This is a genomic window from Micromonospora ureilytica, assembly GCF_015751765.1.
GTDB lineage: Bacteria > Actinomycetota > Actinomycetes > Mycobacteriales > Micromonosporaceae > Micromonospora > Micromonospora ureilytica.
Genome location: NZ_JADOTX010000001.1, coordinates 5,018,463 through 5,032,775, shown reverse-complemented (window position 1 = coordinate 5,032,775; position 14,313 = coordinate 5,018,463). Strand labels below are relative to the sequence as shown.

The window sequence follows — 14,313 nt, the reverse complement described above, 5'->3', positions numbered from 1 at the left end:
ATGCGCGCGACAACTGGAAGATCACCTGCGAGGACCTGATGGCAGTAGCGCCGCCCGAGAACGGCACACCTCCCAATCCCGCTCATCCGCGTAACGGTTTCGACCGGTTCTTCGAGATCTCCGCCCGTGGCTCGACGTTGAGCCGTGAGGTACGCGGTGGCCTGGCGACCTTCTTCACGATGGCGTACATCGTGGTGCTCAACCCGCTGATCCTGGGCGGCGCCGTCGACGGTGACGGCAAGAGCCTCCCGATTCCCGCACTGGCTGCCGCGACCGCGCTGGTCGCCGGTCTGATGACCATCCTGATGGGTGTGGTCGGCCGGTTCCCGCTGGCCCTCGCCGCCGGTCTGGGCGTCAACGCCCTGGTGGCGTACGAGATCGCCCCCGAGATGACCTGGGCCGACGCGATGGGCCTGGTGGTGATCGAGGGTCTGATCATCGCGGTGCTGGTGCTGACCGGTCTGCGGACCGCTGTGTTCCGCTCGGTGCCGACCCAGCTGAAGACCGCGATCGGGGTCGGCATCGGCCTGTTCCTGACCATCATCGGCCTGGTGGACGCCGGCTTCGTCCGGCGCATCCCGGACGCCGCCAACACCACGGTTCCGGTCGGCCTGGGCATCGGCGGCAAGCTGGTGAGCTGGCCGATGCTGGTCTTCGTGGTGGGCCTGCTGATCACGCTGGTGCTGGTGGTCCGTCGGGTCAAGGGCGCGATCCTGATCGGCATCCTCGCCTCGACGGTGCTGGCGGTGATCGTCGAGGCGATCGGCAACATCGGCCCGTCGTTCGTCAACGGACAGCCCAACCCGAAGGGCTGGTCGCTGAACGTGCCGGAGTTGCCCAAGACGGTGGTCGACCTGCCGGACCTGTCGCTGCTCGGCAAGTTCAACGTGCTCGACTCGTGGGGCCGGGCCGGTTGGCTGGTCGTGCTGATGTTCATCTTCACGCTGTTGATCACGGACTTCTTCGACACCATGGGCACGATGGTCGCGGTCGGCCAGGAGGGTGACCTGCTCGACGAGCAGGGCACCCCGCCGAAGGCCAAGGAGATCCTGCTCGTCGACTCGATCGCGGCGGCGGCCGGCGGTGCGGCCAGCACCTCCAGCAACACGTCGTACATCGAGAGTGCCGCCGGTGTCGCGGAGGGTGCGCGGACCGGCGTGGCCAACCTGGTCACCGGCGCACTCTTCCTGCTCGCGATGTTCCTGGCGCCACTGGTCGTAATCGTGCCGTTCGAGGCGGCGTCGACGGCCCTGGTGGTGGTCGGTTTCCTGATGATGACAGCGGTGCGGACGATCGACTGGTCGGACTACGAGATCGCCATTCCGGCGTTCCTCACCATCGTGCTGATGCCGTTCACCTACTCGATCTCCAACGGGATCGGCGCAGGTCTGATCACCTTCGTGGTGGTCAAGCTGGCCCGGGGCAAGGCCCGGGAGGTCCACCCGTTGCTGTACGGGGTGGCCGCGCTGTTCGTGCTGTACTTCCTGCGTGGGCCGATCGAGTCCCTGGTGCTCTGAGACACGTCCGGGCGGGGAGTCGATCAGGATTCCCCGCCCGTACGATCTGAAGCCCCTCGTGAGCCTGGTCATAACGGATCTCGTTAGCCATGCTCATTAGTTAAGCTAACTACTGTGACGGAGCGGACGGTGACGGCGGAACGCGTGCCACCGGCGCAGCTGGCTCCCCAGCTGCGTGATGCGATCACCCGACTCAACCGGCGGGTCCGACAGGCCCGACCGGTCGGCGACCTCACGGTCACCCAGGTCTCCGCGCTCACCAGCCTGCGGCTGGCGGGCACGATGACACCCCGGGAGCTGGCCGACGTGGAGCGGGTGCAGCCGCCGACGATGACCAAGATCGTCGGGAAGTTGGAAGACCGCGGCCTCGTGCGGCGGACACCCCACCCGACCGACGGCCGGCAGGTCATCCTCGCGGCGACCGAAGGAGGGCAGGCCGTGCTCGACCAGTTCGAGCGGGCCCGCGACGAGTGGCTGGCCCACCGGCTGGCCGCACTCGACGAGGACGAACGGGAGACCCTGCAGAGGGCCGCCGAGATTCTCCAGCAGCTCGCTCGCGCCTGAGCCGCACCCGCGCCACCGGGTCCGTGCCGTCACCTGTCGATGACGCGTACGTCCGGAGGAGGCGCACCAAGAGTGCAGGCGAAGCTGAGCACGATGTTCCAGTCCCTACAGGTCCGCAACTACCGCCTTTTCGCATCCGGGCAGCTGATCAAGTTGATCGGCGTCTGGATGATGTTCATCGCCCAGGACTGGCTCGTCCTCGAGCTCTCCAACAACTCGGCGACCGCGCTCGGCGTGGTCACCGCCTGCCAGTTCACCCCGGTGCTCCTGCTCACCCTGCTCTCCGGCCGGCTCGCCGACCGGTACGACAAGCGGGTGTTGCTCTTCGCCGCCAACGCCTTCTGGAGCCTGCTGGCGCTCGGCATGTCCCTGCTGGTCCTCACCGACCTGGTGCAGCTCTGGCACGTCTTCGCCTTCGCCGCGCTGCTCGGCACGGCTAACGCCGTGGAGACTCCGGTCCGGCAGGCGTTCGTCTCCGAACTGGTCGGCACGCCGCTGCTGCCCAACGCGCTGTCGCTGAACGCCGCCGTGTTCAACTCCGCCCGGATCGTCGGCCCGGCCGTCGCCGGCCTGGCCATCGCCGCGTTCGACGTGGGCCCGGTCTTCCTCTTCACGGCTGTCAGTTCCATCGCGCCCCTGGTCAACGTGGTCCGGATGCGTACGGCCGACCTGCACCGCGACGCACTGCTGCCGCGCGACGAGCGGGCGTCCGCCCGGGTCGTCGACGGCCTGCGGTACGTGTGGCGTCGCCCCGACCTGCTGCTGCCGATGGCGATCATGTCGGTGATCGGCATGTCGCTCTTCAACTTCCAGCTCACCCTCGCCGCGTTGGCGAAGACGGTCTTCCACACCGGCGCTGCCTCCTTCGGCCTGTTCAGCACGGCGCTGGCCGTCGGCGCGCTCGGCGGCGCGCTCAGCGGCACCGGTCGGCGTAGCCGCCCGTCGGTGTGGGTGGTGCTCGGTGCGGCGATCGCCTGCGCCAGCTTCGGCACCATGGTCGGCCTCTCCTCGGCGTACTGGCTGGTCGTGGCCCTGCTGGTGCCGACCGGCTTCAGCATGGTGTTCTTCGCGCAGGCTGCCAACCAGCGGATCCAGATGGGCGTCGACGCGGCCTTCCGGGGGCGGGTGATGGCCCTGTGGGTGCTGGTGTTCCTGGGCACCAACCCGGTCGGCGCGCCGTTGATCGGCTGGGTCGCGGAGCACTACGGTGCCGGTGCCAGCATCTGGATGGGCGGGCTCATCTCGCTGGCCGCCGCGCTGATCGCCCTCACCTGGCAGCTGCGCCACTCCGGCGCCCGGCTGCGTTTCCGGGTGCTGCCGATGCCCCGTTTCTACGTCACCTCCACCGACTGCTGAGGTTTACCACCGGCGCTGGCCGCGTCCCGTTGCGCGGATGCGGCCAAATCGCTGGCGGGGTGGCACGGTGGGGCTTAGCGTCGATACGTGGGAGTCGGACGTGCGCTGATGCTGGCCCTGGCGTTCCTCGCCGTGGCCAGTCTGCCGGCGGCATTCGCGCTGCTCTTCTGCTACGACGAGATCCTCGACCGGGTGGTCTGCGGCTGGTCCGAGTGGCGTGACCGCCGACGGGAGAAGCGCACGATCGCCCGTCTCGACCGGGCCGTCGAGGCCGACGCGCTGACCCGGGACATCGACCTCAGCGAGTTCGACAGCACTGACCGTCGGCCGCTGGAGCAGCTCGCCGCGGACCTGCGCCGTCTCGGCGGTCAGCGGGTCGGCGGCACCGGCCGATCGATGGTCTGGCACAGCGCGCTGCTCCAGGCGTACGACGACCGGCTTCGCCTCGCCTGCCGCGCCCTCGGCATCACCGAGCACCTCGCCGAGCTGGAGGGCGTCGATCAGGAGATCGAGCGGGTCCGGGTGGAGGGCGTGCTGCACGCCGCCGGGCTGGCCCTTCCGGCGGCCCGAGCGGGGCTTCGGCAGCGGCACCGCTGACCGGCCACACGCTGTGCGACTCTTCGTCGCGGTCCGCCCGTCCAGGCCGACCGGGCAAGCCTGGACGGGTAGCCACCCCGGCGGCCGACCGCGCTAGGAACGGATCGCCGCCTGGTCGCTGTGACCCGGTGGCACGGGGCTGGTCGCGGTGGCAGGCCTGCTGCGGAGAACCTCGCGGGCCTGTTCGGCGGAGCGGGTGATGCTCTCGCTGATGAAGTCGAGGAAGCGGGCGATGTTCTCCAGACGGGCGGCGGCGGGGGTGTGCGCGCCGAGGAGGGCGACGCCCTGGCGTGCGGTCGCGACGAGATGGTCGTTGGCCCGAGCGCTGGCGATCGTCGCCTGGTAGAAGAGCTCGTCGTCGACGACGTAACGCTCGCGGCGGCGTTCGTCGCGTTCGCGGCGGACGAGGCTCTGGCTCTCCAGGAAGGTGATCGCCTTGGAGATCGACGCCGGGCTGACCTGGAGGCGCTGGGCGAGCTCAGACGCGGTGCGGCTGCCCGAGTCGGTGAGGAACAGATTGGTCAACACTCGGGCCCCCATCTTGTTCAGACCGGAGGCCATGAGGACGGTGGTGAACGTCTCCTCGTAGTCGGCCATGGCCTGGGCGTCGCGTCCGTCTGGTCGGCGGGCCGCCTCGGCCGTACGGGAGGGGACTGGCTTGCGCCGGTGGGCGCGGCGCTCGGTCGCGTGGTGGGCCAGGTCGGCGCGGTAGCCGGTGGGGCCGCCGTTGCGCATCACCTCACGCGTGACTGTTGAGGTGGGACGGTCGAGGCGTCGGGCGATCTCGGCGTAGGGGAGGCTGTCGGCCAGCCCCAGCGCGATCTGCTGGCGTTCCTGCTGACTGAGCCTGCCTCCCGGCATCGCGATCCCCCTCGTGGTCCCGTAGGGCGGCCGCCCCGACCCCGTCACCATAGCGTTAACCCACATGCCAATGCAACGAAGACCGGGGTCGCGTTGCATTAGATTCAGGGTCGTTGCAACAACTTTACGAGGTTGAACAGCGAAAACACCGAACTGCTGCAACAAGGTTGTTGCGAAAATTGGAAAGCAACGTAGCGTTTCCCACATCAGAAACAAGCGCCAACCTGGGAGAGCACGATGCAGACGTTCGACACCCCCGCCCCCATCTCCGCCGTCCTGGACATCCCCGCCGGACGCATCCAGCTCATCGCCGCGGACCGCGCCGACACCACCGTCGAGATCCTCCCGGCCGACCCCACCAAGAGCAGCGACACCAGGGCCGCCGAGCAGACCAGCGTCGCCTATGCCGACGGCGTCCTGCGAATCACGACCGCACGTCCCATCAACAAGCTCTTCGGACCCTCCGGCTCTGTGGAGGTCACCGTCCGGGTGCCCGCCGACTCCCATGTCGAGGCCAGGACCGCCAGCGCCGAGCTTCGGGGCGTCGGCCGCCTCGGCGACGTCGCCTTCGACGGGGCGTACCGGAAAATCAAGATTGACGAGGCGGCGAGCGTTCGCCTCACCGCGATCGACGGCGACGTCGAGGTCGGCCGGCTCCACGGCCCCGCCGAGATCAGCACCGCCCGGGGTGACATCACTGTCGGCGAGGCCATGCGCGGCAAAGTCGTCCTCCGTACCCAGTCCGGCGACATCTCGGTCGCGGCGGCGGCCGGCATCTCGGCCGCCCTGGACGCTGGCACCGGCCACGGCCGCGTCAGCAACGCCCTCAGGAACGACGGCACCACCGAGCTCGACATCCACGCCAGCACCATGCAGGGCGACATCCACGCCCGCAGCCTCTGAAAAGGACGGATCGAGATGACGAACAACAGCATGTCCTCGACCAGTACGGCGTGGACCGGCATGGTGTCGGTCGACGACACGGCCTTGGCCGTCACCGACACCGGCGGTCCCGGCACCCCCGTGGTCTACCTCAACGGCCAGTTCGCCACCCAGGGCTACTGGCGGCGGGTCATCACCGACCTGGGCACCGGGTTCCGGCACATCACCTACGACGAGAGGGCTCGCGGCAGGAAGTCGAAGCGCTCAGCCGACTACTCGTTCGAGGCGGCCGTCCGGGACGTCGACGCCGTTCTCGCCGCCCGGGGCGTACACCAGGCGGTGCTCGTGGGTTGGTCCTACGGAGCGGTGGTCGGGGCACACTGGGCCAACCGGAACCCGGAGCGCGCCCTGGGCGCGGTCCTGGTCGACGGCGCGTTCCCGCACGACTGGCTCGACGAGGCCATGGCGCAGCGGATCCGCAAGATGTTCCGACGGATGAACCTGTTCATGCCGCTGCTGCGCCCGACCGGCCTGACCCCACGAATGAACGCCGACCAGATGGCGGACAGCAACATCGAACTCGGCGAACTCTCCCGCGAGCGCGACCTGGGGCCGGTGCTGGACGCCATCACCGTCCCGGTGCGGTACGTGGTCGCCTCCGGGACGTCCCTCGGCAGCCGGGGTGACGAGCAGGAACAGATCCGGGCCAGCCTCGACGCGGTGACCGCCCGCAACCCGAACATCACGATCGGCGCGAAGGTCGCCAGCAACCACGGCGCGATCCTCAAGAAGGACTTCCGGGCCGTCGCCGACGCCGTACGCGGGGTCGCCGCCCCTCGTCGCGAAGGCGCCGGAGACACTCGGTGAGGTCCGGACACTCGCGTTGACGGGTGGCGCACTGTCACCCGTCAACGCGAAGCGTCAGGAGGATTCGCGGGCGGCCGGGCCGCTGCCGAAGAGCACGTCGTCCCAGCTCGGCAGCCGCTTGCGGGGCTTGCCGTTGGCGTCGGTGGACTCGCCGGAGGCCGCCGCGGCGGCCGTCCGTCGGGGTCGCAGCACCGCCAGCGACGGCACGGCCGGCACCTCCTTGGGCGCGTCCGAGTCGTCGTCGAAGGCCGACCCCTGGCCGCCGCCGAGCAGCGCGGCGGCACCCCCAGCGACGGGCCGCTGCCGAGGCGCGTCGGACCCGGCAAGAGCAGCCGGGGTACGCGGCTCAAGGCCACGACCCGACGAGCCGCCGAGCGGGCGGTCCAGGGAGGCGAGCAGCGCGTCCCGGCCAGCCCGGATCGGATCGCGGCCGGGGCGCGGGTGCTCGGACGCGGCAGGCAACCCGTGCCCACCACGGCTCGGCTCGCCACGCGACGGACCAGGCAGGCCGTGCCCCGTCCGCTCCGGTGCCGGCTCCTGACCGAGGATCGGCGTGGGCCGCTCGGCGCACAGGTACTGCGCCATGTCGTCGTGCGGCGTGACCACCTGCCGGGCCTTGTCCATGTCCCAGATGGCCTGCGCGGTGGCCTTGCCGGACGGCCAGGTGGCGATGATCCGCCAGGTGCCGTCGTCGCGCCGGTAGGCGTCCCAGGAGATCTTCTCGGTGTCGATGCCGTGCTGGCTCAGCCGACCGTTGACCACCTCGGCGAGCGGGGTGGGCTTCTCCGCACCCTTGAGGCGGGTGCGACGGGCGTGCTGGGCGAGCATCGCCCGCTCCTGGAGCACCGGGCCGGCGTAGCGCAGCACCCGGTCGACAGGCACCCCGGCGATGCGGGCGACATCCTCGGCGGACTCACCGGAGCGAATGCGGGCCTGGATGTCCCGAGGAGACAGTGAGGGAATCGGATCGGCGGTGGTCGGTGCCACCGCGAGCGGTGGGGCACCCGGCTCGGGGTGCATCACGCCGGCGATGCGTTCGTCGATCGGCAGGGCGAGAAGTCGCCCCACCTCGTCGGCGAGCACCAGGGCCTGGCCGTCCTCGGAGAGGGCGACGAAGCGTACTGGGCGCATAGCGTTGCCTCCGTCCCGCTTCGCTGGCCGCACGCCACGAGTCGGCCACCCAGGCGTCTCGGACCACCGTACGCGCATCTGCCTCAGGGTGGGGGAAGCGACACCCCGCATGTCGTGACTGAGCTGCGGCGATGACTACGGTCGGTGTCCGTGGAGGCTCCGACGGACACCGACCGTGACGAACGTCAGAGTCGCTCGACCACGTAGTCGATGGACGCGGTCAGCGCCTCGACATCGGCCGGCTCGACGGCCGGGAACAGCGCCACCCGCAGCTGGTTACGACCGAGCTTGCGGTAGGGCTCAGTGTCCACGATGCCGTTGGCGCGCAGCGCCTTGGCGATCGCCGTGGCGTCGACCCCGTCGGCGAAGTCGATGGTGGCGACCACGTTGGAGCGCAGCGCCGGGTCGGTGACGAACGGAGTGGCCACACTGGACCGCTCGGCCCAGCCGTAGACCGTGGCGGCGCTCTCGGCGGTGCGCTTCGACGCCCAGGCCAGACCGCCCTGCGCGTTCATCCAGTCGGTCTGCTCGGCGGCCAGGAAGATGGTGGCCAGCGCCGGGGTGTTGTAGGTCTGCTCCAGCCGCGAGTTGTCGATCGCGGTGACCAGGTCGAGGAAGGCGGGGATGTAGCGCCCGGACGCCTTGATCTCGGCGGCCCGGTCCAGTGCGGCCGGGGACATCAGGGCCAGCCAGAGACCGCCGTCCGAGCCGAAGCACTTCTGCGGAGCGAAGTAGTAGACGTCGGTCTCGCCGACGTTGACCTCCAGGCCACCCGCGCCGGAGGTCGCGTCGACCAGCAGCAGCGCGCCCTCGTCGGCCCCGGCCACCCGGCTGATCGGGACGGCCACACCGGTCGAGGTCTCGTTCTGCGGCGTCGCGTACGCGTCCACGCCGGACTCGGCGACCAGGGTCGGTGCGCTGCCCGCGTCGGCCTTGCGGACGGTCGGCTCACCCAGGAACGGGGCGTCCTTGACCGACTTGGCGAACTTGGCGCCGAACTCGCCGAAGCTGGCGAACTGCGCCCGGTCGCGAATCAGGCCGAAGGTGGCGACCTCCCAGAACGCTGTGGTGCCGCCGTTGCCGATCACCACCTCGTAGCCCTCGGGCAGCGAGAAGAACTCGGCGATGCCGGAGCGCAGCCGGGCCACCTGGTCCCGGACCGTCTTCTGCCGGTGGGAGGTGCCGAGGTAGGTGGTCGCGACCTCGGCGAGAGCGGACACCGCCGCCGGGCGAACCTTGGACGGGCCGCAGCCGAAGCGTCCGTCGGCGGGCTTGATCTCATCGGGAATCCGGATGATCGGTGCGTCAGCCACGGTCTTGAAGATCCTTCCGCAAGGGCGAGGGCGGGCCCGGCGACACTGCCGGCCCCCATCCTCGCACCCGGGCCGGACCGCGATGGGCGGGGTCCCGGCGGTCGGTCTGAGTCCTTCGCCACAGTCGGCTCCGGCAGCCGTCGACCGGGCGTCGAAAGGGCCCCTCCCCGACGCCCGGCGTCGAGGAGGGGCCCTTTCCTACCGCTCAGACGCCGTGCGGGATGGCCGCCCAGCCCTCGACGTCGGACGGCTTGCGGGCCTCCGGGCCGATGTAGCGGGCGGACGGGCGGACCAGCCGCTGGAGGCGCTTCTGCTCCAGGATGTGCGCGCTCCAGCCGCCCATCCGTGCGCAGGTGAACATCGAGGTGAACATGTGCGCCGGCACCTCGGCGAAGTCCAGCACGACGGCCGACCAGAACTCGACGTTGGTGGCCAGCACCCGGTCCGGGCGGCGGGCCTGAAGCTCGGCGAGGGCGGCCTTCTCCAGCGCCTCGGCGATCTCGAAGCGCGGCGCGCCCAGCTCCTTGGCCGTGCGCCGGAGCACTCGGGCGCGCGGGTCCTCGGCACGGTAGACGCGGTGGCCGAAGCCCATCAACCGCTCGCCGCGGTCGAGGACGCCCTTGACGTAGCCCTCCGCGTCACCGCTGCGCTCCACCGCCTCCAGCATGGTGAGCACCCGGGACGGGGCGCCGCCGTGCAGCGGGCCGGAGAGGGCGCCGATGCCCGACGAGATGCAGGCCGCCGCGTCCGCCCCGGTGGAGGCGACGATGCGAGCGGTGAAGGTGGACGCGTTCAGGCCGTGCTCGGCGGCCGAGATGAAGTACGCGTCGACGGCCTTGACGTGCCGTGGGTCGGGCTCGCCGCGCCAGCGCTTCATGAACCGCTCGACGATGGTCTGCGCCTTGTCGATCTCCTTCTGCGGCACCGCCGGCAGGCCGAGGCCGCGGGCGGACTGGGCGACGAAGGAGAGCGCGGTCACCGAGACCCGGGCGAGATCCTCACGGGCCCGCTCGTCGGAGATGTCCAGCAGTTGGTTGAGACCCCAGTACGGGGCCAGCATGGCCACCGCGGACTGCACGTCGACGCGGATGTCACCGGAGTGCACCGGCACCGGGAACGGCTCCGCCGGCGGCAGGCCCGGCCCGAAACGGCCGTCGACCAGCAGTGCCCACACGTTGCCGAACGACACCTGACCGATCAGATCCTCGATGTCGACTCCGCGATAGCGCAGCGCGCCGCCCTCACGGTCAGGTTCGGCGATCTCGGTCTCGAAGGCGACGACGCCCTCCAGCCCGGGTTTGAAATCGGCCATGTCGCTCTCCTGGATCTGGTCGGTGCGCCCGATCGCTCATCCGGCCCGATCGGCCGAGCGCCTTAGGCGACCCTCAGGGATGTGTTCGGAACATACTGCCTGCTGAGTAAGGGATACGCGACCCGCTGCGACTGTGCTGCACGCGACATCCCCGGGCGCGCATTCTCCGCCCCGCTCAGTGAGACTGGGCAGGGTGGGCTGGCCAGCGCGGGAGGGCGTTGGTTGGGCCCCCGAGAAGGAGTGGGGACGTGACGGGTGACACACCCGCCCCGGCTGCGATGCGTAACGAGTACGCCGCGGACCTGGGCCTGACCGAGGCTGACCTGGCCGTCGACTGGCACACCCAGTTCGACAACTGGTTCGCCGACGCGGTGGCCTTCGGGCTGTCCGAACCGAACGCCATGGTGGTGGGCACCGCCGACTCGGCGGGCCGGCCGAGCGGACGGACGGTGCTGCTGAAGGGGTACGACCCGGAGGGCTTCGTCTTCTTCACCAACCACCTGTCGCGCAAGGGCGTCGAGGCGGCCGCCAACCCGTACGCCAGCCTGGTCTTTCCGTGGTTTCCCATGCAACGCCAGGTGGTGGTCGCCGGGCCTGTCGCGCACGTCGACCGCGCCACGAGCGAGGCGTACTTCGCCAGCCGGCCGCGCGGCTCCCAACTGGGCGCCTGGGCCAGCCCGCAGTCCCAGGTCGTGTCGGGCCGGGCGGTGCTGGAGGAGCGGTACCAGGAGGCGGCCGAGCGGTTCGCCGACCAGGTCGAGATCCCGACCCCGACGCACTGGGGCGGGCTGCGGGTCCAACCCGAGTCGGTGGAGTTCTGGCAGGGTCGGGCCGGCCGGCTGCACGACCGGCTCCGCTTCCGTCGCCTCGACGACTGTGGCTGGACCGTCGAGCGGTTGGCGCCGTGACGGGTGTGCGGGAGACCCGGCCGCGCGCAGCGCGCCGCTGGGCGATCGACGTGCGCCCGCTGCGGGTTCCGGCTTACCGCCGGCTCTGGCTCGGCAACACCGTGGCGATGTTCGGCTTCCAGTTCACCGCCGTCGCGGTACCTGTGGAGATGTACGCCCTGACCCGGGACTCGTTCTGGGTGGGCCTGCTGGGAGTGGCTGCCTTCGTACCGTTGCTGGTCTTCGGGCTCTGGGGCGGCGCGGTCGCCGACGCCCGCGATCGGCGCGCGGTGCTGCTCGGTGGCTCATTGTTGCTCTGGGCATCGACCCTCGGTCTGTTGGTCCAGGCACTGCTGGACGTGGGCAGCCCGGTGCTGCTGTTGGCGTTGATGGCGCTGCAGTCGGTGGCCTTCGCGATCAGCTCGCCGGCCCGCAGCGCCATGCTGCCCCGGCTGGTGCCGGAAGACCTGGTGGCGTCCGCCACCACCCTGAACTACACGACCTTCACCGCCGCCTCGGTCGCCGGTCCGCTCGCCGCCGGCCTGATCCTCTCCGCCTCGCCGGACACCACCGTGGTCCTCCCGATCGCGTACGGGCTGGACGCGGTGCTGTTCACAGCGATGCTCTGGGCCGCGCTGCGGCTGCCCTCGCTCCCGCCCGAGCCCACCGCCGACGGTCAGGCCCGGCGTGCCGGTCTGGCCAGCGTCGTCGACGGGTTCCGCTACCTGGCCACCACCCCGGTCCTGCTGCTGTCCTTCGGGGTGGACCTGATCGCGATGATCCTCGCCATGCCACGGGCTCTCTTTCCGGAGATCGCGCACGAACGCTTCGGCGGCGGTGGCTCGGTCGGCCTGCTCTACAGCGCCATCGCGATCGGCTCGATGATCGGTGGGCTGACCTCCGGCTGGATCGGCCGGCTCCGCCGGCAGGGGCTCGGCCTGGTGCTCGCGGTGGTCGGCTGGGGTCTGGCGATCGCCGCGGCGGGGTTGGCGCACCAGCTCTGGCTGATGGTCGTGCTGCTCGCCGTGGCCGGCGCCGCCGACCTGATCAGCGCCGTGTTGCGTCAGTCGATGCTGCTGGTATACGCACCGGACCGGATGCGCGGCCGACTGCAGGGCGTCAACACGGTAGTGGTGGCGGGTGGCCCACGCCTGGGCGACCTGCGCGCCGGCACCATGGCCGCCGGGTTCGGCGGCGGGGTGGCCTGGGTGGCCGGTGGGCTCGCCTCCGCGGTGCTCGTGGTGGTGCTCGCTGTCGCGTTCCCGGCGCTGCTGCGCTACCGGGCGGCGACGGCGTCGAGCGAGGACCGGACCTGACCGGTTAGGGTCGCCGGCATGGAAAGCCCTGATCCGCGCCCGTTCTCCGGCGCCCAGTGGACCATCTCCGCCGCCGGCCACGAGGCCGTCATCGTGGAGGTCGGCGGTGGGCTCCGGGCGTACCGGCACGACGGTGTCGACCTGGTCGACGGGTACCAGACCGACGAGGTCTGCCCCGGCAGCACCGGGCAGGTGCTGGCACCCTGGCCGAACCGGATCCGCGATGGTCGCTACCCGTTCGGCGGCCGGACGCACCAGCTCGCACTGACCGAGCCGGAGCGGCACGTGGCCATCCACGGGCTGGTCAACTGGGTGCCGTGGCAGTTGCTGGAGCAGTCGGCGGACGCCGTGACGGTCGGCTACGACCTGCCGCCGCAGCTCGGCTACCCGTGGCCGCTGCGGCTGCGCAGCCGGTGGAGCGTCGACGCGGACGGGTTGCGCGCCGAGCACGAGGTGACGAACATCGGCGGGGAGCTGGCGCCGTTCGGTTTCTCAGTGCACCCGTACCTGCAACTTCCGGGCGTCGCGGTGGACGACCTGGTGCTGCGGCTGCCCACCCGGAGCCGGGTGCTGGTGGACGGTCGGCTGCTGCCGGTGGGGGTGACGCCGGTGGCCGGCACCGAGTACGACTGGACCAGCCCCCGCCGGATCGGCGCCGCCGTTCTGGACTCCTGCTTCGGCGAGGTGATCCGGGATGCCGACGGCGGTTCGTCGGTGAGCCTCTCCGCCCCCGACGGTTCGGCCGGGGTGAGCATCTGGGCGGACGCCGAGTTCGGCTGGTGGCAGGTGTTCACCGGGGACGCCCTCACCGGCGAGCGGCACCGCCGCTCGGTGGCGGTCGAGCCGATGACCTGCCCACCTGACGCGTTCCGGTCGGGCAAGGATCTGCTCACGCTCAAGCCCGGCACTACCTGGCGAGGTGCCTGGGGCATCCGCCCCGGCGTCTGATGGAGTTCGCCGAGGTCGTCCGCCGTCGGCGGATGGTGCGCAACTACGACCCGGACCGTCCGGTCCCGCCCGACGTGGTGGACCGGCTACTCGACCACGCGGTCCGCGCGCCGTCGGCCGGCTTCGCCCAGGGCTGGGGCTTCCTGGTGTTGGAGGAGCCGGCCGACCGGGAACGGTTCTGGGCCGCCACCACCCCCGATGGCGGTGGGCGGGAACGCTGGCTCGCGGGTATGCGCCGAGCGCCACTGATCGTGGTGCTGCACGCCAACGAGTCGGCCTACCTGCGGCGGTACGCGGAGCCGGACAAGGGCTGGACGGACCAGTCCACGGATCGGTGGCCGGTGCCGTACTGGCACGTGGACGCCGGCTTCGCCGCCTTGCTGATGCTCCTCACCGCCGTGGACGAGGGGCTCGGGGCGTGCTTCTTCGGCCTTCCGCCGCAGCGGATCGCTGCCTACCGGGACGCGTTCGGCGTGCCGACGGAGTATCAACCCATCGGTGCCGTCACAATCGGTTACCGGGCGGCCGACCATCGGTCACCGTCGTTGCGCCGTGGGCGTCGTCCGATGGACGAGGTCGTGCGCCGCGGCCGGTGGAACTGACACCGACGCCCCGTTCGTCCGGTTGGGGATCGGACGAGCGATAGCGAAACTGACATCAGGGAGCAGAACGCAGCGTGCGCTGGGCGGCTAGGCTGGCACGGTCATCGGTGCCGCGCCGCGCGGTGCCCGCCGCGGCCCGGCTCGGCGCCGTCGGTCGGCC

14 protein-coding genes are annotated in these 14,313 nt (G+C 70.9%); 10 read left to right on the top strand and 4 right to left on the bottom strand.

The genetic code is table 11. From position 1 onward, the window contains the following. The first annotated feature begins 38 nt into the window (after window positions 1-38). The 4 genes from IW248_RS22930 (at window position 39) to IW248_RS22915 (ending at window position 4,034) form a co-directional block, all read left to right on the top strand. Window positions 39-1,517, top strand: coding sequence for an NCS2 family permease (locus IW248_RS22930; protein WP_196928638.1), 1,479 nt, complete (start codon window positions 39-41; stop codon window positions 1,515-1,517). Between the two features lie 114 nt (window positions 1,518-1,631). Then, window positions 1,632-2,081 carry a MarR family winged helix-turn-helix transcriptional regulator gene (locus IW248_RS22925; RefSeq protein WP_196928637.1) on the top strand — a complete coding sequence of 150 codons (450 nt, stop codon included), beginning with the start codon at window positions 1,632-1,634 and terminating at the stop codon, window positions 2,079-2,081. A gap of 72 nt (window positions 2,082-2,153) precedes the next feature. Next, window positions 2,154-3,437, top strand: a complete 1,284-nt coding sequence (locus IW248_RS22920; RefSeq protein ID WP_124817136.1) for an MFS transporter — start codon at window positions 2,154-2,156, stop codon at window positions 3,435-3,437. An 87-nt stretch (window positions 3,438-3,524) separates the two neighbouring features. Then, window positions 3,525-4,034, top strand: a complete 510-nt coding sequence (locus IW248_RS22915) for a hypothetical protein (protein WP_124817134.1) — start codon at window positions 3,525-3,527, stop codon at window positions 4,032-4,034. A gap of 93 nt (window positions 4,035-4,127) precedes the next feature. On the opposite strand, the gene IW248_RS22910 is transcribed toward IW248_RS22915, so the two are convergent. Further along, complete coding sequence (locus IW248_RS22910; RefSeq protein WP_196928636.1) at window positions 4,128-4,895, bottom strand: helix-turn-helix domain-containing protein; 768 nt, start codon at window positions 4,893-4,895, stop codon at window positions 4,128-4,130. A 237-nt stretch (window positions 4,896-5,132) separates the two neighbouring features. Between IW248_RS22910 and IW248_RS22905 the strand changes: the two genes are divergently transcribed. Next, window positions 5,133-5,798 (top strand): DUF4097 family beta strand repeat-containing protein, encoded by a 666-nt coding sequence (locus IW248_RS22905; protein WP_196928635.1) that lies wholly within the window; start codon window positions 5,133-5,135, stop codon window positions 5,796-5,798. Window positions 5,799-5,813: 15 nt separating this feature from the next. Then, window positions 5,814-6,644 (top strand): alpha/beta fold hydrolase, encoded by an 831-nt coding sequence (locus IW248_RS22900; RefSeq protein ID WP_124817128.1) that lies wholly within the window; start codon window positions 5,814-5,816, stop codon window positions 6,642-6,644. Window positions 6,645-6,698: 54 nt separating this feature from the next. On the opposite strand, the gene sepH is transcribed toward IW248_RS22900, so the two are convergent. From sepH to IW248_RS22885, 3 genes are all read right to left on the bottom strand, one after another. Further along, a complete protein-coding gene (sepH, locus tag IW248_RS22895; RefSeq protein WP_196928634.1) occupies window positions 6,699-7,775 on the bottom strand; it encodes a septation protein SepH in 1,077 nt (358 codons plus the stop codon). A gap of 185 nt (window positions 7,776-7,960) precedes the next feature. Continuing rightward, window positions 7,961-9,088 (bottom strand): phosphoserine transaminase, encoded by a 1,128-nt coding sequence (gene serC / locus IW248_RS22890; RefSeq protein WP_124817124.1) that lies wholly within the window; start codon window positions 9,086-9,088, stop codon window positions 7,961-7,963. 205 nt (window positions 9,089-9,293) lie between these two features. Beyond that, window positions 9,294-10,400, bottom strand: a complete 1,107-nt coding sequence (locus tag IW248_RS22885) for a citrate synthase 2 (RefSeq protein WP_124817122.1) — start codon at window positions 10,398-10,400, stop codon at window positions 9,294-9,296. A gap of 278 nt (window positions 10,401-10,678) precedes the next feature. On the opposite strand from IW248_RS22885, the gene pdxH reads away from it, so the two are divergent. Genes pdxH through IW248_RS22865 form a run of 4 tightly spaced genes read left to right on the top strand, consistent with a single transcriptional unit; the run spans window position 10,679 to window position 14,153 of the window. Beyond that, on the top strand, window positions 10,679-11,308 hold the full coding sequence (pdxH, locus tag IW248_RS22880) for a pyridoxamine 5'-phosphate oxidase (RefSeq protein ID WP_196930319.1): 630 nt from the start codon (window positions 10,679-10,681) through the stop codon (window positions 11,306-11,308). Beyond that, complete coding sequence (locus IW248_RS22875; RefSeq protein ID WP_196928633.1) at window positions 11,305-12,603, top strand: MFS transporter; 1,299 nt, start codon at window positions 11,305-11,307, stop codon at window positions 12,601-12,603. Before pdxH ends, IW248_RS22875 begins: the two co-directional genes overlap by 4 nt. Window positions 12,604-12,621: 18 nt before the next feature. Beyond that, window positions 12,622-13,551, top strand: coding sequence for an aldose 1-epimerase family protein (locus IW248_RS22870; protein ID WP_196928632.1), 930 nt, complete (start codon window positions 12,622-12,624; stop codon window positions 13,549-13,551). After that, complete coding sequence (locus tag IW248_RS22865) at window positions 13,551-14,153, top strand: nitroreductase family protein (protein WP_196928631.1); 603 nt, start codon at window positions 13,551-13,553, stop codon at window positions 14,151-14,153. The genes IW248_RS22870 and IW248_RS22865 overlap by 1 nt, the downstream gene beginning before the upstream one ends. Window positions 14,154-14,313: the final 160 nt, after the last annotated feature.